The organism is Rhodococcus sp. 077-4 (assembly GCF_047782425.1).
Taxonomy (GTDB): Bacteria; Actinomycetota; Actinomycetes; order Mycobacteriales; family Mycobacteriaceae; genus Rhodococcoides.
Genome location: NZ_JAJPWC010000001.1, coordinates 798,851 through 823,142 on the forward strand (window position 1 = coordinate 798,851; position 24,292 = coordinate 823,142).

The following is a 24,292-nucleotide window of genomic DNA, read 5'->3' on the forward strand; positions in this document are numbered from 1 at the left end:
TGTCACATCCTGAAAACGCCGTAGGAGACCGGCTCGAGCGGAGCATTGGCGCACGCCGAGAGTGCCAGTCCGAGAACCTGCCTGGTGTCGGCCGGGTCGATGATGCCGTCGTCCCACAGGCGAGCCGTCGAATAGTAGGGGTTGCCCTGGCTTTCGTACTGCTCGCGAATCGGGGCCTTGAACTTTTTCTGATCCTCGTCACTCCAGGGCTTGCCTGCTGCGTCGAGCTGTTCGCTGCGCACGGTGGCGAGTACCGATGCGGCCTGTTCGCCGCCCATCACCGAGATGCGAGCGTTGGGCCACATGAACAGGAAGCGGGGCGAATAGGCTCTGCCGCACATGGAGTAGTTGCCTGCGCCGTAGGAACCGCCGATGACGACAGTGATCTTGGGGACGCGGGCACAGGCGACGGCGGTCACCATCTTCGCGCCGTGTTTTGCGATACCGCCTGCTTCGTAGTCTCGGCCGACCATGAATCCGGTGATGTTCTGGAGGAACACGAGCGGAATGCTGCGCTTGTCGCACAGTTCGATGAAATGTGCGCCCTTCATGGCAGATTCGGCGAACAGCACGCCGTTGTTGGCGACGATTCCGACGGGATGGCCGTGGATGTGGGCGAATCCGGTGACGAGTGTCTTGCCGTACTCGGCCTTGAACTCGTCGAATTCGCCGGCATCGACAACGCGGCCGATCACCTCGCGCACGTCGTACGGAGTGCGGGGGTCGGTGGGGACGACGTCGTAGAGCTCGGTCTGGTCGGCGACGGGTTCACGGGTGGGGAGAAGATCCCACGGACGCGGGGTGCGGGGCCCGAGGGTGGACACGATTCGGCGGACGCGGTGCAGGGCATCCCGATCGTCCTCTGCCAGGTGGTCGGTGACACCGGAGATCTTGGAGTGCAGATCGCCGCCACCGAGCTCTTCCGCGGTGACGACCTCGCCGGTTGCGGCCTTCACCAGCGGTGGGCCGCCGAGAAAGATCGTGCCCTGGTTCTTGACGATGATGGCCTCGTCGCTCATCGCCGGTACGTACGCTCCGCCCGCGGTGCACGAGCCCATGACGGCGGCGATCTGCGCAATTCCTTTGGCGCTCATCGTCGCCTGGTTGAAGAAGATGCGGCCGAAATGGTCGCGATCGGGAAAGACTTCGTCCTGGCGCGGGAGGAATGCGCCGCCCGAATCGACGAGGTAGATGCACGGCAGGGTGTTCTGCAGTGCGATCTCCTGCGCGCGCAGATGCTTCTTGACCGTCATCGGGTAGTACGTGCCGCCCTTGACGGTGGCGTCGTTGGCGATGATCACGCATTCGCGACCCGAGACGCGGCCGATGCCTGCAATCACCCCTGCGCCGGGGCATTCGTCGTCGTAGAGACCGTTGGCGGCCAGGGGCGCTATCTCCAGGAACGGACTGCCCGGATCCAGAAGCTCGTCGACACGGTCGCGGGGGAGGAGCTTGCCTCGCGCGATGTGGCGTTCCCGGGACTTTTCGCTGCCGCCGAGCGCCGCCGTGGCGAGTCGTTCTGCCAACTCTGCGCCGAGAAGCTCGTGGTCTGCCCGATTGGCAGCTGTATCGATCGCCATGAGATGTACGCCTTAGGGGTTGGACGCCGGCAGTTCAGTTAATGGTTGATAACTGACATCATAGTAAACTACGATTAACCGAGAGTCCAGAGTCGAGGGGGTGGTGGGCTTGGAACCGAAGCCGGCGACAGTGCGTGAGCAGCGAAAGGCCGAGCGTCGGCAGCAGTTGCTCGACGCCGCGGCATCACTGTTCGCCGAACGTGGGTTCACCTCGGTGCGGCTCGAGGATCTCGGCGCGGCAGTCGGTATCAGTGGCCCGGCCGTGTATCGGCACTTCCCCAACAAAGAGGCTGTGCTCGTAGAACTGATGGTGGGGATCTCGGAGTATCTGCTCAACGGTGGCCGTGCGGTGGTCGACCGTGGTGGGGTTGCCGTGGATACCTTGTCTGCGTTGGTCGAGTTTCACCTCGACTTCGCCTTCGACACACCGGCATTCATCCGAATTCAGGACCGCGACCTGCAAAGCCTGCCCGAGGGTGCTCGACGCAAGGTGCGCCGGATGCAGCGCGAGTACGTGGAACTGTGGGTCGGGGTGCTCTGTGCCGTCGGCCCGGAATTGAACGAGGCCGACGCTCGAACCACGGCACACGCGGTGTTCGGTCTGATCAACTCGACGCCGTACAGCGCGGGGCGCACTCCGTCACGTAGCGCCAGGCCGGTGTTGCGCGCCATGGTGCTCGGGGCGTTGGGCGTGTCGCACTGACCTCAGCGCCCACAATTCGACTCGAGGTTCGCGATCCCGTCTGCAGACACGAATAGTGGGCGCTGAGGTCACCTACTGTGCGAGTCGGCATACCCGCCTGAATCGGCGACAATGAACGACATGACGATTGAGCTATCGCGCGCCGAGATCGGCCGACGGCAGAGTCGATTCACTCGCGACGAAGTGCCCCGCTTGCTGGCGATCGCCGGGTTCGTGGTTGCGCTGCACGTGATCGGGTGGGGATTGTTCTCGCACTACGACTCCATCCCGAGCATCCACGGGCTCACCGGAGCCGACGGCACACTCGTGTACGCGGGGGCGGGCGTATTGGCGTACACCCTCGGGCTCAGGCACGCGTTCGACGCCGATCACATCGCCGCCATCGACGACACCACCCGCTTCCTGTTGCAGAAAGGCAAGCGGCCGTTGGCCGTCGGGCTCTTCTTCTCGCTGGGTCATTCGACGGTCGTGTTCGTCTTCGTCGCCGCGATAGCGTTCGTCGCGTCGCAGGCGACGGCGTTCCAGGATGCGTTCTCCGGGGTGGGCGGCATCATCGGCACCCTCGTCTCGGGCACCTTCCTGTATCTCATCGCCGCGCTGAACATCGCCGTCCTCGCCGGGATCGTCGGAGTGTGGCGACGCGCGAAACGGGGCGAGTACACCGAAGCAGGTCTCGACGAGTTGCTGGCCAAGCGTGGGCTGATGAACCGGCTGTTCCGGGGCCGCTACGACAAGCTCATCAACCACTCGTGGCAGATGTACCCACTGGGCCTGCTGTTCGGACTTGGATTCGATACCGCGACGCAGGTCGGACTCCTCGCGATCGCCGGCACGACGGCCATCGCCGGTGGGCTCCCACCGATGGCCATCATCGCACTGCCGGTCCTCTTCGCCGCGGGCATGACCACGATGGACACCATCGACGGCATCTTCATGTCCAAGGCGTACGGCTGGGCGTTCGTGACCCCGGTGCGCAAGATCTACTACAACATGACGATGACGGGTCTGTCCGTTTTCGTGGCCCTGGTGATCGGCACGGTGCAGCTGTTGAGCCTGCTCGCCGAGCAATTCGAGCTGACCGGTGGAGTGTGGGACGCCGTCGCCGTCGTCGATCTCGAGCTCGCCGGCCAACTCGTCGTCGGGACGTTCTTCGTCGTATGGATCGGCGCGGTCGTGTATTACAAGGTGGCGCGCATCGACGAACGCGGTGCGCCCGCGCACTCTAACGGAATGGAGACCCTGTGACCTCACGTCGGATCGGTGCCCTCGCAGTCGCCGCAGCGCTCGCATCGAGCATGGTCTCTGCCGCGCTGGCCGCCCCGGCTTCGGCTGCGCCGGCGATCACGCAGGAGATCGGCGACGTCGTCTCCACTCGCGAGCTCGACCGAAACCTGTGGGTGCCCGGCGCCGCCTCGGCCGAGGTACTCACCTACGTCACCACCGACACCTTCGGCGAGAAGGCACTGAGCACCGGCACCGTCTTTCTCCCGCCGGGCACTGCGCCCGAGGGTGGCTGGCCGGTGATCTCCTGGGCACACGGCACGTCCGGGCTCGGAGACTCGTGTGCGCCGTCGCTGATCGGTCCGGCCTACGCCGAGCGAGATCTGCCGTACCTGGGGAACTGGCTCGCGCAGGGCTACGCCATCGTTGCCAGCGACTATGCCGGGCTCGGAACACCTGGTTTGCCAACGTATCTCGACGGTCGAACCACGGCGCACAACGTCGTGGACATGGTCAAGGCCGGCCGCAACTACAGCGATGACCTCTCGCGGTCCTGGGTGACCGTCGGTCAATCGCAGGGCGCAGGAGCAGCGATCTACACCGCGCGGTACGCAACGGAATTCGGCGGGCCGGATCTCGACTACCGCGGGGCAGTCGGCACCGGAACTCCCGCGTACATCGAGAAATTGATCTCGATCGGTGGACCGGGCGTTCCGCCGGTGGAGCTACCGTCGGGTTTGACCGCCTACGTCGCGTACATCGGTGCGTCATTGCGCTACGCGCATCCCGAGCTGGGGCTGGACAACATCCTGACCCCACTCGGGAAGAAGTACGCAGACCTGGCCGAGACGACGTGCGTGTCGGATTTCGAGGAGCAGCTCGACGGTGTGACGATCGGCGACTTCTTCACCGCGCCGCTGACCGGCCTGCCCAACTTCACCGGCGTGCTCGACGACTACATGGCGATGCCCGAAACCGGATTCGACAAGCCCTTCTTCATGGGAAACGGACTGCAGGACATCGACGTTCCGTTCCCGACCACCGCAGCCTACGTCGCCCGCCTCACGGCCAACGGTCAGCCGGTGACCTTCAGGGCATACAACGCCGACCACAGCGGTGCCTTCGTCCAGTCGCAGGCCGACACGATCCCGTTCGTCGAGAATCTGTTCCGCTAGTGGGCAGCCCGCTTGCTCGGTAGTCCGTACGCCCGGGCAGTGAATGCCTCGAGTACGCTGCGCGGCAGCAACCTCTTCGCCAGAAATACGGCCGGAGCGTTGCTGCCGACGGCGTAGATGGGCAACGTCTTCTTGTCCTCGATGGCTTCGAGCACTGTGAGGGCCACGCGCTCGGCTGTGATGCCCACGGCCTCCTTGGCGTCCAGCTGCGAGATCACCGTGGTGAAATCACGAAGGTAGGGCGAATGCGGGCCGCAGTACTTGGTGCGACGGGCCGAGAGCCCGGTGGCGATGGAGCCGGGTTCGACTGTGGTGATGTCGATTCCGAACGGTTTGAGCTCGTAGCGCGCTGCCGTGGCAAACCCTTTGATCGCGGCCTTGGTGGCGGCGTACGAGGAACGATAGGCGAGAGGGAAGCTGGCGAGCATCGACCCGATCATGACGATCTTCCCGCTGCCACGCTCACGCATGCCCGGTAGAACGGCCTGGGTCAACTCGATCGCACCGAACACGTTGAGCTGGAAGAGCCGCGTCACGGCCTCGATGGGGAGCTCTTCGAGTGGGCCGCACTGGCTTTCACCCGCGTTGTTGATCAGGACATCCACCTCGATATCGGCGATCCCGTCCACGAAGGCCTTGATGGACTCGGGAACCGTGAGGTCCAGATCCCGGTACTCGACGCCGGGAATCGGGTCTGCGACCGACGAGGTATTGCGGCTCGTTCCGATCACGCGGTAACCGCGGGCGATCAGAACCTCGGCCACGGCCTGGCCGATACCGGACGTCGCTCCGGTGACAAGTGCGGTGTTCATCTACGCCTCTTCGTTGCAATGCGGGGGGAAGTAGTTCTGGTTGCAGTCGGTTTCGCCGCTGTGGGTTCGGGGCGTTCCTTTCGGCACAGCGTTGTGCTCGGCACTTTGGTGTGCAGGGACGGTACCGACTTGCCCGACGCCATGACGGTTCGATCCGGGCGCACGATGGCTGCGACTGCTCGACCGCGTCGAAGCCACTCGCCGAGATCGGACGACGCCGCGACTTCGACGACCGCCGCGCCCCGACGCTCGACTTCGCGTCGTTGATCGACGGTCAGCGGTGTGGTCGAGAGGAACACGAACTGTCCCGGCGCCACGCTGTCGAGGCGAGTGCCGTTGTCCAGTGGGCTGTTCGGGCAGAGCGCGCCGGCCAGTGCACGCACCTGGGTCGGTGCGCGTAGCACGTAGTCGGAGCGGGTGAGGGGTGGTGTGGCGCTGTCGGTCACCTTGGAGCCGATGAACGGTAGGCGGCCCAGGGCCGGTGCGATGTTGGTTCGCAAGATGCCGGTGAGTCGGCTGCCGCCGGTCATCGCCCATCCTATCGCCACCGCGAGCTGAATCATGTGCTTCGCGTGCGCTTTTCGCTCGATCTCGTAGCTGTCGAGCGAGGCGTCGCGGAGTCGGCCGTCGAGCGCGCCGACCAGCTTCCACACCAGATTGCGCGCATCACGTAGGCCGGCACCCATTCCCTGACCGATGAACGGCGGCGTCAGATGAACAGCGTCGCCGAGTACGAAGACCCGGCGATCACGCCACCGATCGGCTACCTGCGCCTTGAAGGTGTACTCGGCGCTGCGAATCAGTTTCATGTCCGGGACGTCTCCGGAAACGAACCACGGTGTGATCAAAGGGCGGATGGCCGAGAGGTCGGTGAACTCGTCGAGGGTCTCGCCATCGAGCATCTGGAACTCCCAGCGATAGCGGGTGGTGCCGATGCGCATGTACGTTGCCGATCGCTCGGAATCGCACACCTGGTGCACGCCGTCCCACTGATCGAGGTCGACGTCGGTCTCGATATCGATCACCAACCACCGCTGCTCGAAACCGAGGTCCTGCATCTTCGAGCCGATGGACCTGCGCACGACGCTGTTCGCACCGTCGCAACCGAGCACGTAGTCGGCGGTCACCCAGTGGGGCGTTCCGTCCTCGGTGGAGGTGTACGACACTCGGGCGGAGTCCTTCAGGTTCTGCACGTCGGTGATCTCGCACCCGCCGCGCATGTCGACACTGTCGAATCGCGCCAGATGAGTACGCATGAGGCGCTCGAGATCGGGTTGATCGAACATGTTGGCCTGTGGATAGCCGTGTGGCCGATCGTCCGGATCTCGCTCGAACTCGGCGAGTGTCCGAATCTCTTTGGTGCACAGCCGCAAACCTCGTCCGGGACGGGAGATTTCTGCGAAGTCCTCGGCCAGGCCGATATCGCCGAGAATCCGATAGACCTCGTCGTCGAGATGTACAGCGCGAGGCTGAGGATAGACATCGGCCCACCGATCCAGCACGAGGCACGGGACGCCGTACTGAGCCAGAAGTAGTGCAGCCGTCATGCCGGTCGGCCCGGCACCGACGATCACCACTGGATAGTGTGCACCGTCCTGTGCGGGCCCACCGCCGGTCATCGGTAGGAGACCCGGGTGCGCTGCACTCCCAGATCGAGGGAGCCGTCAGGAGTGGAGGAGGTCAGTTCGAGTACGTCGCCGTCTTTGAGGAAAGCGGGGTTCTTGGCCTGCTTCTTGAAGAAGACCTTCCACTTGAGCGCCGGCGGCACCAGAGATCCGATTATTTCGATCGGTTTGGCGGGGGCCTTCAACGCGGTGCCGCCGGGAGTGCCGGTGAGCAGCAGATCGCCCGGGTCGATCCGCTGGAACCTGCTCAGGGCCTGGAGCGACTCGACCGGACGGTAGATCATGTCGGCAACCGTACTGTCCTGTCGCACTTCACCGTTGACCCGCAGCGTCAGAGCGAGATCGCCGAATCGATCGAACTCGCCTTGCTCGAGAAGCACCAGGCGAGGCCCGACCGGTGTGAAGGTGGGGTACGACTTGCCCTCGTAGAACTGGGTCTTGGGCAACTGGACGTCGCGCGCCGAGACATCGTTGGTGATCACCAGGCCGGCAACGTACTCGGCCACGTTGGTGGCGTCGATCTTGGTTCCTACGGTGAGGGTCTTGCCGAACACCAGACCGATCTCGACTTCGTAGTCGAGCAGCTTCACGTGCGGCGGCTTGACGATGTCGTCGGTCGGACCGCTGATGGATCCGGAAGTCTTGCGGAAGAACGTCAGCGGCACCGTCTCGGGATTCATGCCCGAGTCCTTCACATGCGAGACGAAGTTGGTCATGTTCGCCATGATTCGACACGGTGCGGTGACCGGCGAGATCAGCGACAACGTTTCCACCGCAACGGTATCGGTACCCGAACGTGCGGCCTCGATCGCAGGGCGATCGGCGAGCAGCTCGGCAGTGGTGACCGCCGAGGTGTCGATTCGCGACGCTCCGGTCGGGGTCTCGACCCACCAGGCGTCGGCGGTGCGGAGTACGGCGATGCTCATGAGGATGCCACTTTCATCAGGCCACGAAGGCGTTCGGTGTCGAACTCGTTGTCTTTGCGCAGTGAGGAGATGATCGATTTCAGTTCGTGCAATGACGCCTTGCTGGGGGAGATTCCGAGGAAGTCCTTCGACGCGGGCGGCCCCCACTGGGCCAGTCCGGACGCAGTCATCGGGGCCCATCCGGGCTCGAGCGAATTGTCGAACATGTCGCCGTCGCTGAAGTGCTCCACCAGGAAACCATCGGGATCGCGCCAGTAGTCGAAGATCTGGCTGCCTTGGATGTGTCTGCCGATGCCCCACGAATGCTTGTATCCGCGTTCGGTGAGGAATTCGCCGCCGGCGGCGATGGCGTCGAGATCCGACACCTGATACGCGGAGTGCACGTAACGGTCCGACGGGCCCAGAGTCATTGCGAGCGTGTGGTGATCGGACGGGGTGTTCCCCCGATCGCAGCGGATGAAGCTCATCACCGGTCCGCGATCCCGCTGGCCGTCGTAGTAGAGAAAGTCGCTGACGATCAGTCCGAGGTGATGTAGGTACCAGTTCAGGTTCTCGAGGTAATCGACGCGCTGAAGCACCACGTGTCCCAGACGCTGGACTCGCGCCGGCTGAAGCGGCGGACGCTGAGTCGCGTTGACCCGATACCGCGGGTCGCCGAAGTTGTACGTGTGCGCGTCCTGCCCTGGCAGTTCCGGGTGTTCGGTGTATCCGGACACGACCTGGACCGGTTGTCCACCCGGATCGGTGAGGGTGACGGCGATTCCGCCCAGGGTGTCGGGCAGGCGCTGCACACGTTGTCCGGTGGAGTCGGCGAGTCGCACGACGTCTGCGTCCTCGGCCGCAGCGAAGGCAGCGCCGACGAATCTGGTTCGTTTGCCGCGTCGGATGATCACGCACGGCGAGCCGACGTGGGTTCCGCGGAGATGGATCTCCTCCGGCGTGCGCAGCGAGACCGTGAAGCCGAACGCTACGGCGAAAGCCTCGGCCTTGGCCAGGTCCGGTTTGCGGAACTCGAGCCACGCTATGTCGCGCGCTTTGATGATCGGATCTTTCGCGCGCCCGGGATGCTCGCCGGGAAGCGCGCCTTGGTCCACGTGCATGTTCTTATGGCCGTCGACGTCGTGTCCCATCAGCCCTCCTCGTCAGTGACAATATCGTCACCTATGAGTGCACCGTCAGTCAAGGTTATTGACAAAATCGTCAGCGGTGAGGAAGAGTCAGGGCGTCGACCAGCGCAGACAGAAGTAGGGAACATGACAGAAGCCCCGAATCGACTCGAGCGCCGTAAAGCCCGCACCAGGGGAGCGCTGATCGCCGCCGCACAGGGCTTCATCGCTCGCGGCGAATTGAACGCGCCGATCGCCGAGATCACCCAGGCAGCCGACGTCGGGATGGGGTCGTTCTACAACCACTTCGTCAGCCGCGAGCAGCTGTTCCAGTCCGCCGTCGATGGCGCTCTCGAACTACTCGGCGACTATCTCGATTCGCTGACCGACAGCTCGGCCGACCCCGTGGAAGCCTTCACGCGATCGTTCCGAATCACCGGCCGCCTCTTTCGCCTGCAGCCGGAGTTGAGTCGGGTTCTCATCCACTCCGGCCCCGAATTGATCACCTCGCAGCACGGTCTCGGTCCACGCGCGGCGAGGGACATCCACGCCGGCGTCGTTGCCGGGTATTTCCGCGTGCCGGATATTCAGCTGTCGCTCGCTTTGGTCGCAGGCGCACTGCTGGGTATGGGGCAACTACTGCTCGAGCAACCGGAGCGAAGCGACGTCGAGGCCGTCGACCAGATGGCGTACGGCGTGCTGCTGGCGCTCGGGGTATCCGACGCCGATGCACGCGAGCTATGCGCGCGAGAACTACCGCCGATGTCCGACGTGCCGAGTGTGAAGAGCGAAGAGCTCTGAAAGCTCAGCGGACATAAGACTTCTCCAGCTCACGAATGATGTCCGCAACTTCTCGATCTCGGCCGAGCTTCCACTCCAGAACCGGATTGAGCATGCCGCGAAACCAGAAGTACGGCGTCCACTGGGCGGGGGCGATGAGTCGAGCTCGACGCGTCCGAACCGAGCGGACGAGTAGATCGGCTGCACGTTGGGAAGACAACCGTCTGTTCAGTGGCCAGGGGAGGAATCCACCGATTCGCTGACCCAGCGGATCGGTGTCCAGGGTATGGCGGGCCAGATCGGTATCCACCACACCGAAGTACGCCAGACCGGCCGATGCACCGACGGCGGCGAGCTCGATGCGCAGGGCGCGGCCGAGTTGTTCCACAGCAGCTTTGCTCACCATGTACGCCGAGCCGCCCATACCGGGGGTGAAGGCGGCGCAGGACGAGATCAGCAGGATATGGCCACCGCTCGCGACGATCTCGTCGGCAGCAGCACGCACGATGTTGAGCACGCCCCCGAAGTTCACCGCCATCACCGAGTCGAAGACTTCTCGGTCGATCGCCCTGATCGTGGCCGGTGGCGGCGTGATGCCGGCGTTGGCCACCACGACGTCAAGGCCTCCGAACCTCTGTACCGTCCTCGCGACGCAGTCCACCATCGCGTCGGGGTCGGTGACGTCGCCGGTCAGGAGAAGGACTTGCTCGGAGTTCTGTGCCTTCGTCGGGAAGTCGCGGTCCACCACTGCAACGGAGGCCCCCGCGGCGACCAATGCCGCCACCGTGGCAGCCCCGATTCCCCGTGCACCACCGGTCACCAACGCAACCTTGCCTGCGAGCTCGATACGGTGTTTCATGCGAGATCCTTCGTTGTCACGAGCGCCGTGTCAGGACTGTCAGAGACCATGTCGAAAGTTGCACTGCGACAGTGGTAATGGCCCAATTCGATGGTGGACATTCGCCGGGTGAAGTTTCGAACCGAACCTGGCCAGTACGTCACGTTGCGGCCCGACGGACTCAGGTAATAGCTGCTGCAGCCTCCCGAGTTCCATACCGATCCCGCGAGTTTTCTGTCGGTGTGTTCGGCGAACGTCGTCTGCGCGCGCATGCTCACTTCCAGTGCCGCAATGGCATTGGTATCCATGGCGCGCAGCGCTGCGAGGATGTAGTTCACCTGAGCCTCGATCGTGACCACCTGCGAGGTGTACACCACCGAGTTGGGCCCGAGCAACATGAAGAAGTTCGGGAAGCCGTGCACGGTGGTACCCCGGTACGACGACATCTCGCCGTCGGGCCACCTGTCCGCCAACGACTTTCCGTCGCGGCCGACGATACGGCGGAACCCGGTGTGACCGGAGACGGTGAAACCTGTCCCGAGAACGATCACATCCACCTCGTGCAGAATGCCGTCGGTGGTGACGATGCCCTCGGGCGCGATCCGGGCGATGCCGGTGGTCTCGACGGTGACGTTCTCTCGACACAGTGCCGGATAGAACTTGTTCGAGAATGTGGGTCTCTTGCAGCCGAATCGGTAGTCGGGACTGAGCTTTTCGCGCAGAACGGGATCCTTCACCTGACGGCGCAGGTGGGCGCGGCCGAGTGCCGTGAGCGGTGCCAGCAACGAGCGATGGTCGATAAGTCCCGGAACCAATGCCTCCTGGAACAGATCGAACGTGCGGCGCATGGCCCGCTGCAGGGGTGGGAACCGTCGCAGCAAGGATCTGCCGGACTCGGAGATCGGCCGGTCGGGGTGCGGGAGAATCCACGTGGGCGTGCGCTGGAACAGCGTCAGGTGTGCGGCCTCGGGTGCCAGCCGCGGAACGAACTGCACCGCGGATGCTCCGGTGCCGATGACAGCGATACGGCGACCCTTCGTGGAGCTCTGATGGTCCCATTTCCCGGAGTGGAACACGGTGCCCGAGAACGATTCCAGGCCCTCGATCTTGGGCGTGGCGGGCTCACTGAACGGCCCGAGCGCCCCGATGAGGATACGTGCAGACCACGTTCCCGCACTCGTCCGCACCACCCAGCGGGCCTGCTCGTCGTTCCAGGTGGCGTCGAGCACCTCGTGACCGAAGCGGATGCGATCGCGAATTCCGAATCGATCGGTGCAGTCGTTGAGGTACGCCTCGATCTCGGGCTGCAGCGGGTACAGCCGCGTCCAGTCCGGGTTGGGCGCGAAAGAGAACGAGTAGAGGGCAGACGGGATGTCGCACTGCGCACCGGGATAGGTGTTCACGTGCCAGGTACCACCGACAGCGGCGTCGCGCTCGAAGATCAGAAAGTCGCCGCGGCCGTCCTGCTCCAGTCCGATGGCGGCACCGAGGCCGCCGAAACCCGCGCCGATGATCGCGACGTCGATCTGCGGCACCGTCGAATCGGTGTTGTCGGAGAGTGTTTCGGTCATGAGGTTTCGGCTCCTTCTACAGATCGAGGACGAGGACTTCGCCGTCGGCGGCACCGCGAGAGACACACAGGGTGAGCGAGTTCTCCCGCTCGCCCTCGCTCAGAACACGATCGCGATGCTCGACGCGTCCGCCTACGAGTCCGACGACGCACGCCCCGCAGAAGCCCTGGCGACACGAATACGGCTGGTCCGGCCTCGATCTGCGAAGGGCGTCGAGAGCGGTCTCCTGTGCGCCGACGTCGACGGTCTCACCGGATCGGTCGAGCTTCAGCACGAACGGCTCGCCGTCGATCACCGGTGCGGGCGCGAACAATTCGGTGTGGAACTCACGGATTGCCGTACTTCGGCGCGCCTCGATACGAAGCGTAGTCGACAGTGCCGCGGGCCCGCAGACGTACATGGCGGAATTCCCCATCCCGAGATCGACGATGTCGGTGGGAATCGGAAAGCCGTCGACGTCGTCGGTCTTGATGATGATGTGACCGCGTGATGTCAGTGCCGACTGCTGCAGTGCGGCGACGAACGGCAGGCTTGCCCGCGAGCGGCCGTGGTAGTACAACGTCCACCGCGCCCCGTTCTGGACGGCACGTTCGATCATCGCCCGGATGGGTGTGATGCCGATGCCGGCGGCCACGAAGAGGTAGTGCTCGGCCTCGGCCATCGGAAAGACGTTGCGGGGTCCGCGAACTCGGAGAACATCTCCGCGGGTGAGCGTATGGATCTCGGTGGATGCCCTCCCGCCGGGAATCTTGCGAACGCTGATGCGATAGCGGCTGCCACCACCGGGGCGGCCGGCCAGCGAGTACTGCCGCAGCGAGCCGGACGGCGTGGTGACGTCGATGTGCGCACCCGGCAGCCAGGTCGGCAGCGGCGCACCGTCTCTGCGAGACAACAGCAGTGAGCGCACATCCTCGGCCTCGTCGATCGTCTCGTCGACGACGGTCTCGAACTCGTATCCGACGCTTCGCCGCGGCCGCGCCGGGGACAGGGCCGTCACGATCGACGAATCGGTGACGAGCTTGGCGTACAGCCGGGATGCGGCACCGACGGCACGCAGTCCGATGCCGGGGGAGGTCACGATGACCTCGCCCAAGTGGCTGTGAGTGGGAGTCGCCACCACGGGAGTACTCGTCATTGCTGGGCCGCCAGGGCCGCGGGGGAGACCGCCAGATACTGCACGGCTTTGTCGATGTCGCCCATCTTCGACGGGTGGAAGCCCGGTCGGATGTACAGCGCGAGTTGCACGAACAGGAACGACAGGCCGGGAATGAGGTGCTTGTGTGACGCGCGAGCGAAGGCGACCGGCCAGGGGGCACGGATTCGGCGTTTTCCGGTTCGCGGCGTGGCTACGGAATTCTTGTACAGGTACGCGGCGGTGCTGAACCACAGCACGGCCAATCCGGCGCTGGCGATCACGGCGGTTCGGGCCCGGCGGAATCCGCCACCGTCGACGTACTGGAACGCGTCGAATGCAACGTTGCGATGCTCGAGTTCCTCCGCGCCGTGCCAGCGGAGCAGGTCCAGCATCGTGGGGTCGACGCCGAGCCGGTCGAATTCGGTGTTGTCCAGCAACCATTCACCCACCACTGCGGTGAAATGCTCTGCGGCCGCATAGATTCCGAGGCGCTCGTTCAGCCACGCCTTGCCTGCGCGACCGGTGAGTCCGTGGTCGCCGAACACCACGCCCACGGCGAAACGGATGCGCTCCAGAATCGGCTCGATGTCCACTCCGTGTGCAACGAGGTAGTTGCGGAAGCTCTCGTGGGAGGACGCGTGCGTTGCTTCCTGGCCGACGAATCCGACGACCTCCTCGTGCAGCCTGCGGTCGTCGATGAACGGCAGGGCGCGGGCGAACACGTCCGCCATCGCGCGTTCGCCCTCGGGCAGCACCAGGTGCATCACGTTCCAGAAGTGGGTGGCGTACCACTCGTGGGGGATGTACTGCAACGGAACTCCCGACCAGTCGAATGTCACCGCGCGCGCCACGATCGCGTATGACTCGTCGCTGTACTGCGCGTTCGAGTCCACCGTCTTGTTCCGAGACATTTCGAAACTCCGTTCTTCGAGATGGTGATGCTGCTGACTCAGATGCTACATAGCAACAAGAAGTGTTGCAATGTCGCATAGCAATCGCAGGGCAAACGTTAGGATCGAACGATGCATCCAGATGGTGACGACGGGCCGATTCTCGATGCCGCCCTGGAATTGTTCGGTGAGGTCGGAATTCCCCGCACCACGATCGGTGACGTCGCCAAGCGCGCCAAGATCAATCGAGTGACCGTCTATCGCCGGATCGGATCCAAGGACGACCTGGTGCGGGCCGTCATGAGGCGGGAATCGTCCCGACTGTTCGTGGCGGTGGCGGCAGCGGCCTCGAAGCAGACGTCACGTGCGGATCGCGCAGCACACGGCTTCGCGACGACGATCGACTCCGTGCGAACGAATCCGGTGCTGTTGAAAATGTTCGATTCCGAAAGTTCGGTAGTGCTCGAGCAGTTGACCATCAATGCATCGGCATTGCTCGTGCCCGCGATCAACGCTGCCGCGCACATCGCGCGCGGCGAGCTGGAGGCCGATACCTTCGCGGTCCCTGATGCGCCGGAAATCGTTGTACGCGTTGTTCATTCGATCCTGCTGACTCCGGCGGCCGCTGCCCCGCTCGATTCCTACGAGGATCTGCTCGCCTTTGCGCACCGAAGCATCGTGCCGTTGCTCGTCGGAGTGGGCCCGTAGGCCGAACAGTCGGCGGTAGTGTTCGGTTAGGCTAGGCTTGGCAACTATGTTGCTGCGCTCTCTCAGGTCATGCGTCCCAGTGGGCGTCGCTCTGTCGCTGCTGTTCCTCGCCGGGTGCTCGAGTGCATCCTCGGAACAGGCAGAGTCGGAGCGTGCGTCCGACACGAGGACGGTCCAGGACTACTTCGGCACTGTCGAAGTTCCCGCCGAGCCGGCGCGAGTCGTTGCAGCGGATCCGATCTCCCTGGCACTGATGCTCTCGCTCGAATCGAAACCTGTTGCTGCGTCGTTCAATCCGCTCGCTCTGCCGGCGCACGTCGACGAGAGGATCGGCGACATCGAGAACATCGCAGGGGAGGGCGGCGGTTTCGATCCCAACGTCGAGGCAATTCTGGCTCAGGATCCCGATCTGATCGTCGTGGTCGCCGGGTACGACGGCGAGGGCGAGAAGGCGTGGAACAAGGAGATCTACGACAAACTCGCAGCCAGTGGCGTCCCGACCTACGGATTTGCGTACAACGACGGGGTGTCGCTCGAGGATGTGTCACACGGAGTCGCTTCGTTAGGGGACGTACTCGGTAAGCAGGACGTGGCTACGGACCTCATGCAGGGATTGACCGATCGGATGGCTGCACTGAAGCAGAGGGTCGCCGACGCGGGCCTCGCCGACAAGCCGGTCTCCGCAGTCCGACTGAGTGAGCGGGGCGAGTACTCCATCCGAGTCGGTACCGGCGAGAGCATCGCATTCCGCGGTCTGGGCATGGCGCAGTCCGAGGGCCAGCAGGATCCGAGCCTGTTCCGTATCGACATCACCGACGAAACGCTGAACATGCTTGCCTCCGCCGACACCCTGTTCGTGTACACCGACGAGGGTGCCGGTGCCGAACGGGACGCGATCAGCACCGCGCCGCTGTGGGCCACACTGCCTGCCGTGCAGCAGAATCGAGTGCACTGGGTTTCGGCGAGTGTGTGGAACTCCTCGGACCCGATCGGCCTCGGCAAAATTGTGGACGACATCGAAACGATGTTCGTCGAGCCCGCCGAACAGAGTTGACGGCATCGTCGTGGCCCGTCAACGTGATGAAGGCGCGTACCTCACCGCACGAGTGCTCGAATCGATTCGACTGTCCCCGTCACTGATTCGGGTCGTATTCGATTCCTCCGGTACGCACGGGTTCGAGTCGAGTGGGGTGCCCGACGAGATCGTGCACCTCTACTTCCCTGCCAACGGGGAGAGTGCGCCGCCCGAGATGACCCGTCGCAACGGAGTTCTCGCTCATCACGACGGCGTGGCCCGTGAATGCCGCAACTACACGGTGCGACGCTGGGAATCGGGCCGGATCTGGATCGACTTCGTCGACCACGTCGGCGGAATCGCTGCCGAGTGGGCCCGCACGGCCCAACCGGGGCAGGCGCTGGGAATGTGGGGAACGCGGTCGTGGTACCAGCCCCCGGACAGCACCGACTGGATGCTGTTCGTCGCCGATCTGCCTGGACTGCCGGCACTGTGCCGCGCCCTCGAGCAATTGCCTGCGGGCGTGCGAGCCCATGCGATTGCCGAGGTCGCCCATGCCGACGACGTTCTCGATGTCCGGTCGGATACCTCGATCACTGTCGAGTGGCGGGTCGCTGGGAACGGACGCGCACCGTCGGAACTCTCCGATGCCGTCCGCGCCTACGAGATACCGGAGGGCAATGGTTACGTCTGGTTCGGTGGGGAGGCATCGGCAGGCCGAGCTGTACGAAAGTACATGCGCGGTGAACTGCGCTTCCCGGCGGACCGGCTCGCCATCGTGGGGTATTGGCGTGACGACAAAGAAGTCTGGCTCGAACGGTATGAGCGCGTTGCCGATTCACTGATCGACGACTACGAGCGCATCGCGGCGACCGGCGTCGGTGACGCCGAAGCGGAGATCGCCTGGGACGAGATTCTCGAACGCGCAGGCCTGTGAGCACTGGTTTGCGCTCAGCGGCGGTGACGCAGTCCGAGTAGTCGGTCGATCAGCGGCATGACCCACCGTCGACGGCGCAACGTCACCAGCTCGAATCCGGGGATGTCGAACAACTTGGTGACGCGGCTGTGGGTGCGGCAGAACTCGGCAAATCCTTCTTCGCCGTGTACCCGGCCGAAACCGCTGGCACCGACGCCGCCCATCGGCACCGATCCCATTCCGGCGAACGCGATCACCGAGTTGACGGTGACCTGACCGCACGCCAGTTGCGCCGCAATTGCTTTGCCCTGCTTGCGGGAGAACACCGATGCGCCGAGGGCGTACCGATGGTCGTTGCTCAGTTCGATCGCCTCGTCGATGCTGTCGACCTCACGAACGGTGACCGTGGGGCCGAATGTTTCCTCCCGCACGGCCGAGCAGCTCTCGGGTGTGTCCACCAACACGGTGGGGCCGATGAATCGCCTGCCGATCGAGGAGAGGCCACCGATCAGTGCTCGGCCACCGGCCGCCTCGGCGTCGGTGAGGTGGCGTCGGACGATATCGATCTGGCTGGGCATGGTCATCGGTCCGTAGGTGGCCGACTTGTCGCCTCCGGGGGTGATCTCGCGTGCATGCCGAACGAGTGCACCGGTGAATTGTGCTGCGACACTGCGCTCGACGTACACGCGCTCCACTCCCACACACGTCTGGCCGCCGTTGCTGAACGAGCCCCAGGCCACCGCCTCGGCCGCAGCTGCGATATCTGCGTCCGCCGCGACTATCACCGGGTCCTTGCCGCCGCATTCGACGACAACGGGCGTGAGCGTTTCGGCGCACGTCGCCATGATCTTCGAGCCGGTTCTCGTCGAGCCCGTGAACGCGATCTTGTCCACACCCGAGCGGCACAGGGCCGCACCGGTTTCCCCGTACCCGGTCACCAGCGACAGGATACCGAGTGGCAGAGACGGATTGGCCTCGTGGAAGGCGCGAACGTAGCGGGCCGCCACGGCGGGGGTGAACTCACTCGGCTTGAACACGACGCAGTTGCCTGCAGCCAGGGCCGAGCCGATCGCACTGTTGGGTGCGTAGAGCGGGTAGTTCCACGGGCCGATGACACCCACGACGCCGAGTGCGACTTTGTCCACGTGCGCGGAGTAGTTCGCGAGCAGCAATCCGGGGTTGACCCTGCGTGAACGGAGCAATCGCGGTGCCTGCTTCTCCGCCCACGCGATGTGCTCGAGGGTCAGTACGATCTCGAGCAGCGCATCCTCGGCCGGCTTTCCGTTCTCACGGTGGATCAGGTCGATGAATTCGGCTCGGTGACTCCAGATTTCGTGTCGCCATGCTCGCAGGTGCCGCGCGCGCGTGCGCGGCGGTAGAGCGGACCAGGTGCGCTGTGCGGTGCGAGCGAGACCGACCACTCGCGCCACCGCATCGGACGAATCGACGGTGAACGAGGCAACCGGTCCGTCGTCGATGGGGGAGACCGAATCGAAGGTGGCGCGGGCCCTTACCTCGGTGGTCACAGGGACGCTCCGAGCGCGTCCTTCGCCACGTGCGCATCTCGCAGTTCGCGCTTGAGGATCTTGCCTGCCCCGCTCATGGGCAGTGCGGTGACGAACTCGATGGTGCGGGGCGTCTTGTATCCGGCGACGTAGCTGCGGGTGTGCTCGCGAAGTTCGTCGACGGTCGGCGAGGCGCCCTCTGCCAGCACGACACAGGCGTGAACGCGCTCGCCCCACTCGCCGTCGGGAACACCGATCACGGCGCAGGCCAACACGGCGGGATGCAGGCTCAGTGCGCTCTCCACCTCGGCGCTGTAGACGTTCTCGCCACCGGTGATGATCATGTCCTTGAGGCGATCGACCACGAACAAGAATCCGTCGGCGTCGAGGTAGCCGACGTCACCGGTGTGCATCCAGTCGTCGCGAATGGCAGCGGCCGTCTCCTCCGGCTTGTTCCAGTAGCCCAGCATCACATGTCCACCTCGAACACAGATTTCGCCGACGGATCCGGTGGCCAACTGCTCGTCGTCGGGTCCGAGAATCTGGATCTCCGAGTGTGGGGCCGCGCGTCCGGCCGAGCCGATGCGTTCTCCCACATGGTGTTCCGGCCATAGCAGTGACGCGACCGGTGCGAGTTCCGTCATGCCGTAGGCCTGAGTGAGACGGGCCTGCGGAAGCCGGGCGAGGGTGCGTTCGAGCACGCCCGCGGAGATGGGGGATCCGCCGTACAGCACCCGGCTCAGCGACGAGGTGTCGAATTCGCTCAACGTGGGGTGGTCGACCAGGAGCTGAATCATCGTCGGTACCAACAGCACATCGGTGATGGAGTGCTTCGCGATCGCGCCGAGAACGGCGGTCGGCTCGAAGAACGGAACCATGACGTGGGTGCCGCCGAGCATGACCTGACCCACCCATGCGGCCAGGTCTGCGAGGTGGAACATCGGGGCGGCATGGAGCAGGACGGAGGCGTCGTCGAGCAGCTGTCCTGTCGCGACGGTTCCCAGGCCCGAGGTGACGAGGTTCGCGTGGGAGAGCATGACGCCCTTGGGGAAGCCTGTGGTGCCGCCGGTGTAGAAGAGACCGGCGAGCGCGTCGCCGCTGCGGCGCGCGTCGGGAATGGGATCGTGCGACGCGACCAGGTCCTCGTAGGAGACCATGCCCTCGGGGGTGGCTCCGTCTCCGCAGTAGACGATTGTCGCCAGGGTGGGACAGGCCGGGCTCAGGGCCGGCACCATGGCACCGAAGGTGTCGTCGACCAACAGGACTTTCGTCTCGGAATCGTTCAGGGCGTAGGCGACCTCGACGGGCGACCAACGGATGTTCACGGGATTGAGCACGGCATCGGCCCACGGGACCGCGAGCAGGTACTCCGAGTACCGGTCGCTGTTGAACGCCAGCATGGCCACTCGATCGCCCGCCTCGACTCCGATGGAGTGCAGGCCAGCAGCCAACCTCGCCACGCGGTCGATCTGTTCGGTGAAGGTCCTGACGCGATCGCCGAACACCGTTGCGGCCCGATTCGGTGTGGTGGCCGCGGAGCGGTGAAGGCCCTGAGTGAGGTACATGGCGAGTCCCTTGTCGAGAGGGGGCGAGGGTGCCCGAGGTGAATACGGTCACAGTTCCACCTTATTGGCACAGTGTCAATAGGCGAGCCGAGCGCTTCCGCTCTGGGCCATCGACGAAATAGATTGTCTGGCTAACGTTCTCGATCTTCGTCGAGGGAACGCACCGTGCCGATGACCGTGACGAGGACGTCGGTCAATAGAACTTCGACCTGCTCCCTCGTGAGGGTGCCGCGCACCAACCACTCACGACCCGCAGCCTTGACCATGCCGCCGAATGCGCGCACAGCCGAGGTCGCCAATCGGCGGGCGTCACCTCTGCCCTCGAATGCCGTTGCGTCGAGCACACGTTCGGCCGCGAGGTCGTCGGCCTCGTCGAGAATCAGCGCCACCTGTTCGTCGAGGCCCGAACCGCTCGCCATCGACACCCACGCAGTGCCATGTGTCTCGATGACCCCGACCAGCCAGTGCACACTGCCCCTGGCGCGCTCTTCCAGAGAACCCGTGGGCAGGTGTACTTCCTCGATCGGCGGCACGGTGACCAGGAAGCGAACGCTCTCGAGGTACAGATCGCGTTTGCTGCCGATGTAGTGGTGAATAAGCCCCCGCGCCACCCCGGCCGAGGCAGCGACGTCGGACATCGACACCTCGGCGTACGGCTTGTCACCGAACAAGCGAACAGCGCTCGCCAGAATCTGCGTCCGTCGCTCGTCCGGTTCCAGTCGATTCCACTTGGGGGTACTCGCAGCCGGCATGGTTCTCATGATCGCACCGAGGTGACGCGGCGACGCGTCAGAGGTACCGCTCGGTGCGCGAGCGCAGCGACCTCGGCACGACGAACCGATCTCCGTAACGCGCTCGCAGTTCGTCCGCCCGACGCACGAATCCCTGGAGTCCGCCGTCGAACTGGTTGACGAACTGCAGCACACCACCGGTCCACGCGGGGTAGCCGATGCCGAGAATGGAGCCGATGTTCGCGTCGGCGACAGTGCGCAGAACACCCTCGTCCAGGCACGCGATCGAGTCGAGTGACTGGGCGACCAGCATGCGATCCATCATGTCCTCGAACGGAATTCCGTGATCGGGGCGGTGGTAGTGCTCCACCAGACCCGGCCACAATCCCGCTTTGGTGCCATCCTCGGCGTACTCGTAGAAACCTCGTCCTGCCTTGCGGCCGGGGCGATCGAACTCGTCGACCAGGCGGTCGACCAGAGCGTAGGACCTCGAGACGATCCATGGTCGACCGTCGACGCGGGCGGCCTCGGCCATGCCCTCCCGAATGTGCCGGGACAGGGTCAAGGAAATCTCGTCCATCAGGGCCAGCGCGCCGGACGGGTAACCGGCTTGCAGTGCGGCCTGCTCGACGGTGGCCGGGTGCACACCCTCGGCAACCAGCGAGATCGCCTCGTCCATGAACCGCCCGATGACGCGGGTGGTGAAGAAGCCGTGACTGTCTCCGACGACGATCGGCGTCTTGCCGATCAGGCGAACGAAATCGAACGCGCGGGCCAGGGCGGAATCGCTGGTGTGCTCTCCCACCACGATTTCCACCAACGGCATCTTGTCCACCGGGGAGAAGAAATGCGTCCCGATGAAATCCGAGGTATGTGAAACGCCCTGCGACAGTTCGGTGATGGGCAACGTGGAGGTGTTGGAGCACAGCAACGCGTCGGCGGTCAGATACTTGTCGACGGCCTCGAAAGCACCCTGCTTGACGGCGGAATCCTCGAACACGGCCTCGACGACCAGGTCGCAACCCTCGGCGTCGGCCGCGTCGGAGCTGGGCGTGATGAGCGCGAGCACCGCATCGGCGTCGGCCTGGGTCTTTCGCCCCTTCGCGACGGCCCTGCCGAGAATCGAACGGGCGTAATCTTTTCCGCGCTCAGCGGATTCGATCGAGACATCACGCAGGACGACGGGGACCTCGGCCGAGGCGACGACGTAGGCGATGGCGGCACCCATCATTCCGGCACCGATCACCAGCACTTTCTCGGGCACCCGGTGCGGCTCGGAGCTCGGACGAGAGCCGCCCTTGTTGATGGATCCCAAATCGAAGAACATCGACTGGATCAGGTTGCCCGAGACCGCTCCGCAGGCCAGTGAGGTGCAGTGTCGGGTTTCCACGAGCGAGGCCGACTCGAAGTCGAGAACCGAACCTTCCACCGCCGCAGCAACTACGGAGATCGGGGCCGGCATCGGCGCACCCTTGACCTGCTTGCGCACCGTCGCCGCGAAGGCAGGCAATTGTGCGGCAATTGCAGGAGAAGCGGCGGTGCCACCGGGAATATCGAAACCCTTCCTGTCCCAGGGCTGTACGGCCTCGGGGTTGGCGACGATCCAGGCGCGAGCGCCGGCCATCATCTGCTCGTGGGAGTCGACTACTTCGTCGACGAGCCCGAGTTCGAGTGCCTGCTCCGGCCGATACCGCTGGCCCTGGCCCACCACCTGAGTCAGCGCCTTGACGATGCCGAACATGCGGACCGTTCTGGTGACGCCACCGGCCCCGGGGAGGAGGCCGAGGGTCACCTCGGGCAAGCCGAACCGAGCCCTGCTGTTGTTCAATGCAATTCGACGATGACAGGCGAGGGCGATCTCGAAGCCGCCGCCGAGAGCAGTGCCGCCGAGAGCAGCGACCACCGGCTTGCCGAGCTTCTCGAGGCGACGGAATTTGTCCTTGGTGAAATCGAGGGCATCAGCGATGCGCGCATGATCGTTGGGGCCGGCGTCGCGCAGCAGCTCGAGGTCGCCGCCGGAGAAGAAGGTGTCCTTCCCCGAGGTGACGATGACGCCGTCGAACGCGTCACGGTTGGCCTCGAGCCAATCGACCGTCTGCTCGAGCGATTCACCGAAGGTGGTGTTCATGGTGTTGGTGGACTGCGTCGGGTCGTCCATCGTCAGTACCAGTACGCGGTCGCTGCCGATCTCGCCGGTGATGGTCGGTGTTGTCACGGCAGTCGATGTGCTCACGGCGGTCCTCGGGGGGTTGGTCTTCAGCGGAGTGGTCACAGGCGCTCGATGATGGTGGCGACGCCCATTCCGGCACCGATGCACAGCGTGATCAGTGCGTAGCGCTCGTTTCGACGCTCGAGTTCGTCGAGCGCCATGCCGGTGAGCATTGCGCCCGTCGCTCCCAGTGGGTGGCCCATCGCGATCGCGCCACCGTTGACGTTGATGCGGTCGTGGTCGATGTGCAGCTTCTTCGCATAGTTGAGCACCACCGAGGCGAAGGCCTCGTTGACCTCGAACACCGCGATGTCGTCGAGGGTGAGCCCTGCTGCGGCCAACACCTTGTGGGTTGCCGGAACCGGTCCGGTGAGCATCAATGTCGGGTCCGATCCCGCGACGACACCGGCCACGACGCGTCCGCGCGGGGTCAATCCGCCTGCGCGACCGGCCTCTTCGGAGCCGATCAGAACCATCGCGGTGCCGTCGACGATGCCGGAGGAGTTGCCGGCGTGATGGACGTGATCGATGCGCTCGACCTCGGTGTATTTCTGCATGGCGACAGCGTCGAACCCGGCGAGCGCGCCCATCCGAGCGAAGGACGGCTTCAGGGCCGCGAGATCGGCCGTGGTGGTGTCGGGTCGCATGATCTCGTCGTGATCGAGCATCAGTCGGCCGTTGGCGTCGAACACCGGGATGACGGACTTCTCGAAGTGCCCCATCGACCAGGCGTGCGCCGCGCGCTGCTGGCTGCGCACCGCGAAGGCGTCGACCTCGTCGCGATCGAACCCCTCGATCGTCGCGATGAGGTCTGCGCTGACGCCCTGAGGAACGAAGTAACTGCTGTAGTTGGTCAGCGGGTCGCACGGCCACGCGCCGCCGTCCGCACCGAGGGGAACACGGGACATCGATTCGACGCCACCGGCGACGATGAGCCGATCCCATCCGGACCGAACCCGTTGCGCCGCAGTGTTGACGGCTTCGAGGCCCGATCCGCAGAACCTATTGAGCTGAACGCCGGCGACACTGTCCGGCAGTCCGGCAACCATCGCGACGGTTCGGGCGATGTCGCAACCCTGGTCGCCGACCGGGGTGACGACACCGAGCACGATGTCGTCGATCAGGGCCGGGTCGAGCTGTGAGTGTCGAGAGAGCAACGTGGACAACGTGTTCGCGGCCAGATCGACCGGTTTGATGGTGTGCAGTGAGCCGGTGCTCTTACCGCGGCCACGTGGGCTGCGCACTGCGTCGTAGAGGAATGCCTCCATGGTGTTGCCTTTC

The 24,292-nt window shown here is 64.6% G+C and carries 21 protein-coding genes; 7 read left to right on the plus strand and 14 right to left on the minus strand.

The annotated features are described in order from the left end of the window. Positions 1-2: 2 nt before the first annotated feature. The gene (locus ACNEOT_RS03930) at positions 3-1,580 is read right to left on the minus strand and encodes a carboxyl transferase domain-containing protein (protein WP_415972293.1); all 1,578 of its coding nucleotides are present in this window, start codon (positions 1,578-1,580) and stop codon (positions 3-5) included. 100 nt (positions 1,581-1,680) lie between these two features. Here ACNEOT_RS03930 and ACNEOT_RS03935 point away from each other — a divergent pair, with 100 nt between their 5' ends. The 3 genes from ACNEOT_RS03935 to ACNEOT_RS03945 all read left to right on the plus strand — a co-directional run bounded on the left by ACNEOT_RS03935 (position 1,681) and on the right by ACNEOT_RS03945 (position 4,679). Further along, a complete protein-coding gene (locus ACNEOT_RS03935) occupies positions 1,681-2,283 on the plus strand; it encodes a TetR/AcrR family transcriptional regulator (RefSeq protein WP_415972295.1) in 603 nt (200 codons plus the stop codon). Between the two features lie 120 nt (positions 2,284-2,403). Then, entirely contained in the window at positions 2,404-3,528 is a 1,125-nt protein-coding gene (locus tag ACNEOT_RS03940; protein WP_415972296.1) for a HoxN/HupN/NixA family nickel/cobalt transporter, read from the plus strand. Positions 3,529-3,578: 50 nt separating this feature from the next. Then, positions 3,579-4,679: a lipase family protein gene (locus ACNEOT_RS03945; protein ID WP_415973642.1), complete on the plus strand. Its 1,101-nt coding sequence runs from the start codon at positions 3,579-3,581 to the stop codon at positions 4,677-4,679. On the opposite strand, the gene ACNEOT_RS03950 is transcribed toward ACNEOT_RS03945, so the two are convergent. From ACNEOT_RS03950 to ACNEOT_RS03965, 4 genes are read right to left on the minus strand one after another with little or no spacing between them, the layout of a single operon-like run. Further along, complete coding sequence (locus ACNEOT_RS03950; protein ID WP_415972297.1) at positions 4,676-5,491, minus strand: SDR family oxidoreductase; 816 nt, start codon at positions 5,489-5,491, stop codon at positions 4,676-4,678. The two genes, ACNEOT_RS03945 and ACNEOT_RS03950, sit on opposite strands and share 4 nt — an antisense overlap. Next, entirely contained in the window at positions 5,488-7,110 is a 1,623-nt protein-coding gene (locus tag ACNEOT_RS03955) for a bifunctional 3-(3-hydroxy-phenyl)propionate/3-hydroxycinnamic acid hydroxylase (protein ID WP_415972299.1), read from the minus strand. Before ACNEOT_RS03955 ends, ACNEOT_RS03950 begins: the two co-directional genes overlap by 4 nt. Continuing rightward, positions 7,107-8,042 carry a fumarylacetoacetate hydrolase family protein gene (locus ACNEOT_RS03960; protein WP_415972301.1) on the minus strand — a complete coding sequence of 312 codons (936 nt, stop codon included), beginning with the start codon at positions 8,040-8,042 and terminating at the stop codon, positions 7,107-7,109. The genes ACNEOT_RS03955 and ACNEOT_RS03960 overlap by 4 nt, the downstream gene beginning before the upstream one ends. After that, positions 8,039-9,172, minus strand: a complete 1,134-nt coding sequence (locus ACNEOT_RS03965; RefSeq protein WP_415972303.1) for a VOC family protein — start codon at positions 9,170-9,172, stop codon at positions 8,039-8,041. The genes ACNEOT_RS03960 and ACNEOT_RS03965 overlap by 4 nt, the downstream gene beginning before the upstream one ends. Positions 9,173-9,295: 123 nt before the next feature. Here ACNEOT_RS03965 and ACNEOT_RS03970 point away from each other — a divergent pair, with 123 nt between their 5' ends. After that, the gene (locus ACNEOT_RS03970; RefSeq protein ID WP_415972305.1) at positions 9,296-9,949 is read left to right on the plus strand and encodes a TetR/AcrR family transcriptional regulator; all 654 of its coding nucleotides are present in this window, start codon (positions 9,296-9,298) and stop codon (positions 9,947-9,949) included. 4 nt (positions 9,950-9,953) lie between these two features. Here ACNEOT_RS03970 and ACNEOT_RS03975 read toward each other — a convergent pair whose 3' ends face one another. The 4 genes from ACNEOT_RS03975 to ACNEOT_RS03990 are packed head-to-tail and all read right to left on the minus strand — an operon-like array spanning position 9,954 to position 14,383. Continuing rightward, positions 9,954-10,787: an SDR family NAD(P)-dependent oxidoreductase gene (locus tag ACNEOT_RS03975; protein WP_415972307.1), complete on the minus strand. Its 834-nt coding sequence runs from the start codon at positions 10,785-10,787 to the stop codon at positions 9,954-9,956. Next, a complete protein-coding gene (locus tag ACNEOT_RS03980) occupies positions 10,784-12,337 on the minus strand; it encodes a flavin-containing monooxygenase (RefSeq protein WP_415972309.1) in 1,554 nt (517 codons plus the stop codon). The genes ACNEOT_RS03975 and ACNEOT_RS03980 overlap by 4 nt, the downstream gene beginning before the upstream one ends. A gap of 16 nt (positions 12,338-12,353) precedes the next feature. Beyond that, positions 12,354-13,472 carry a PDR/VanB family oxidoreductase gene (locus tag ACNEOT_RS03985; protein ID WP_415972311.1) on the minus strand — a complete coding sequence of 373 codons (1,119 nt, stop codon included), beginning with the start codon at positions 13,470-13,472 and terminating at the stop codon, positions 12,354-12,356. Next, positions 13,469-14,383 (minus strand): metal-dependent hydrolase, encoded by a 915-nt coding sequence (locus tag ACNEOT_RS03990; RefSeq protein ID WP_415972312.1) that lies wholly within the window; start codon positions 14,381-14,383, stop codon positions 13,469-13,471. Before ACNEOT_RS03990 ends, ACNEOT_RS03985 begins: the two co-directional genes overlap by 4 nt. Before the next feature lie 111 nt (positions 14,384-14,494). Here ACNEOT_RS03990 and ACNEOT_RS03995 point away from each other — a divergent pair, with 111 nt between their 5' ends. The 3 genes from ACNEOT_RS03995 (at position 14,495) to ACNEOT_RS04005 (ending at position 17,022) form a co-directional block, all read left to right on the plus strand. Continuing rightward, complete coding sequence (locus ACNEOT_RS03995; RefSeq protein WP_415972314.1) at positions 14,495-15,070, plus strand: TetR/AcrR family transcriptional regulator; 576 nt, start codon at positions 14,495-14,497, stop codon at positions 15,068-15,070. Positions 15,071-15,149: 79 nt separating this feature from the next. After that, a complete protein-coding gene (locus tag ACNEOT_RS04000) occupies positions 15,150-16,124 on the plus strand; it encodes an ABC transporter substrate-binding protein (RefSeq protein WP_415972315.1) in 975 nt (324 codons plus the stop codon). A 10-nt stretch (positions 16,125-16,134) separates the two neighbouring features. Then, complete coding sequence (locus ACNEOT_RS04005) at positions 16,135-17,022, plus strand: siderophore-interacting protein (RefSeq protein WP_415972317.1); 888 nt, start codon at positions 16,135-16,137, stop codon at positions 17,020-17,022. A gap of 14 nt (positions 17,023-17,036) precedes the next feature. Here ACNEOT_RS04005 and ACNEOT_RS04010 read toward each other — a convergent pair whose 3' ends face one another. From ACNEOT_RS04010 to ACNEOT_RS04030, 5 genes are all read right to left on the minus strand, one after another. Further along, on the minus strand, positions 17,037-18,527 hold the full coding sequence (locus ACNEOT_RS04010) for an aldehyde dehydrogenase family protein (protein ID WP_415972319.1): 1,491 nt from the start codon (positions 18,525-18,527) through the stop codon (positions 17,037-17,039). After that, complete coding sequence (locus ACNEOT_RS04015) at positions 18,524-20,071, minus strand: long-chain-fatty-acid--CoA ligase (protein WP_415972321.1); 1,548 nt, start codon at positions 20,069-20,071, stop codon at positions 18,524-18,526. The genes ACNEOT_RS04010 and ACNEOT_RS04015 overlap by 4 nt, the downstream gene beginning before the upstream one ends. 131 nt (positions 20,072-20,202) lie before the next feature. Beyond that, on the minus strand, positions 20,203-20,832 hold the full coding sequence (locus tag ACNEOT_RS04020) for a TetR/AcrR family transcriptional regulator (RefSeq protein WP_415972322.1): 630 nt from the start codon (positions 20,830-20,832) through the stop codon (positions 20,203-20,205). Positions 20,833-20,860: 28 nt separating this feature from the next. Beyond that, the gene (locus tag ACNEOT_RS04025; RefSeq protein WP_415972324.1) at positions 20,861-23,035 is read right to left on the minus strand and encodes a 3-hydroxyacyl-CoA dehydrogenase NAD-binding domain-containing protein; all 2,175 of its coding nucleotides are present in this window, start codon (positions 23,033-23,035) and stop codon (positions 20,861-20,863) included. A gap of 35 nt (positions 23,036-23,070) precedes the next feature. Next, positions 23,071-24,279 carry an acetyl-CoA C-acetyltransferase gene (locus tag ACNEOT_RS04030; RefSeq protein WP_415972326.1) on the minus strand — a complete coding sequence of 403 codons (1,209 nt, stop codon included), beginning with the start codon at positions 24,277-24,279 and terminating at the stop codon, positions 23,071-23,073. Positions 24,280-24,292 lie beyond the last annotated feature (13 nt).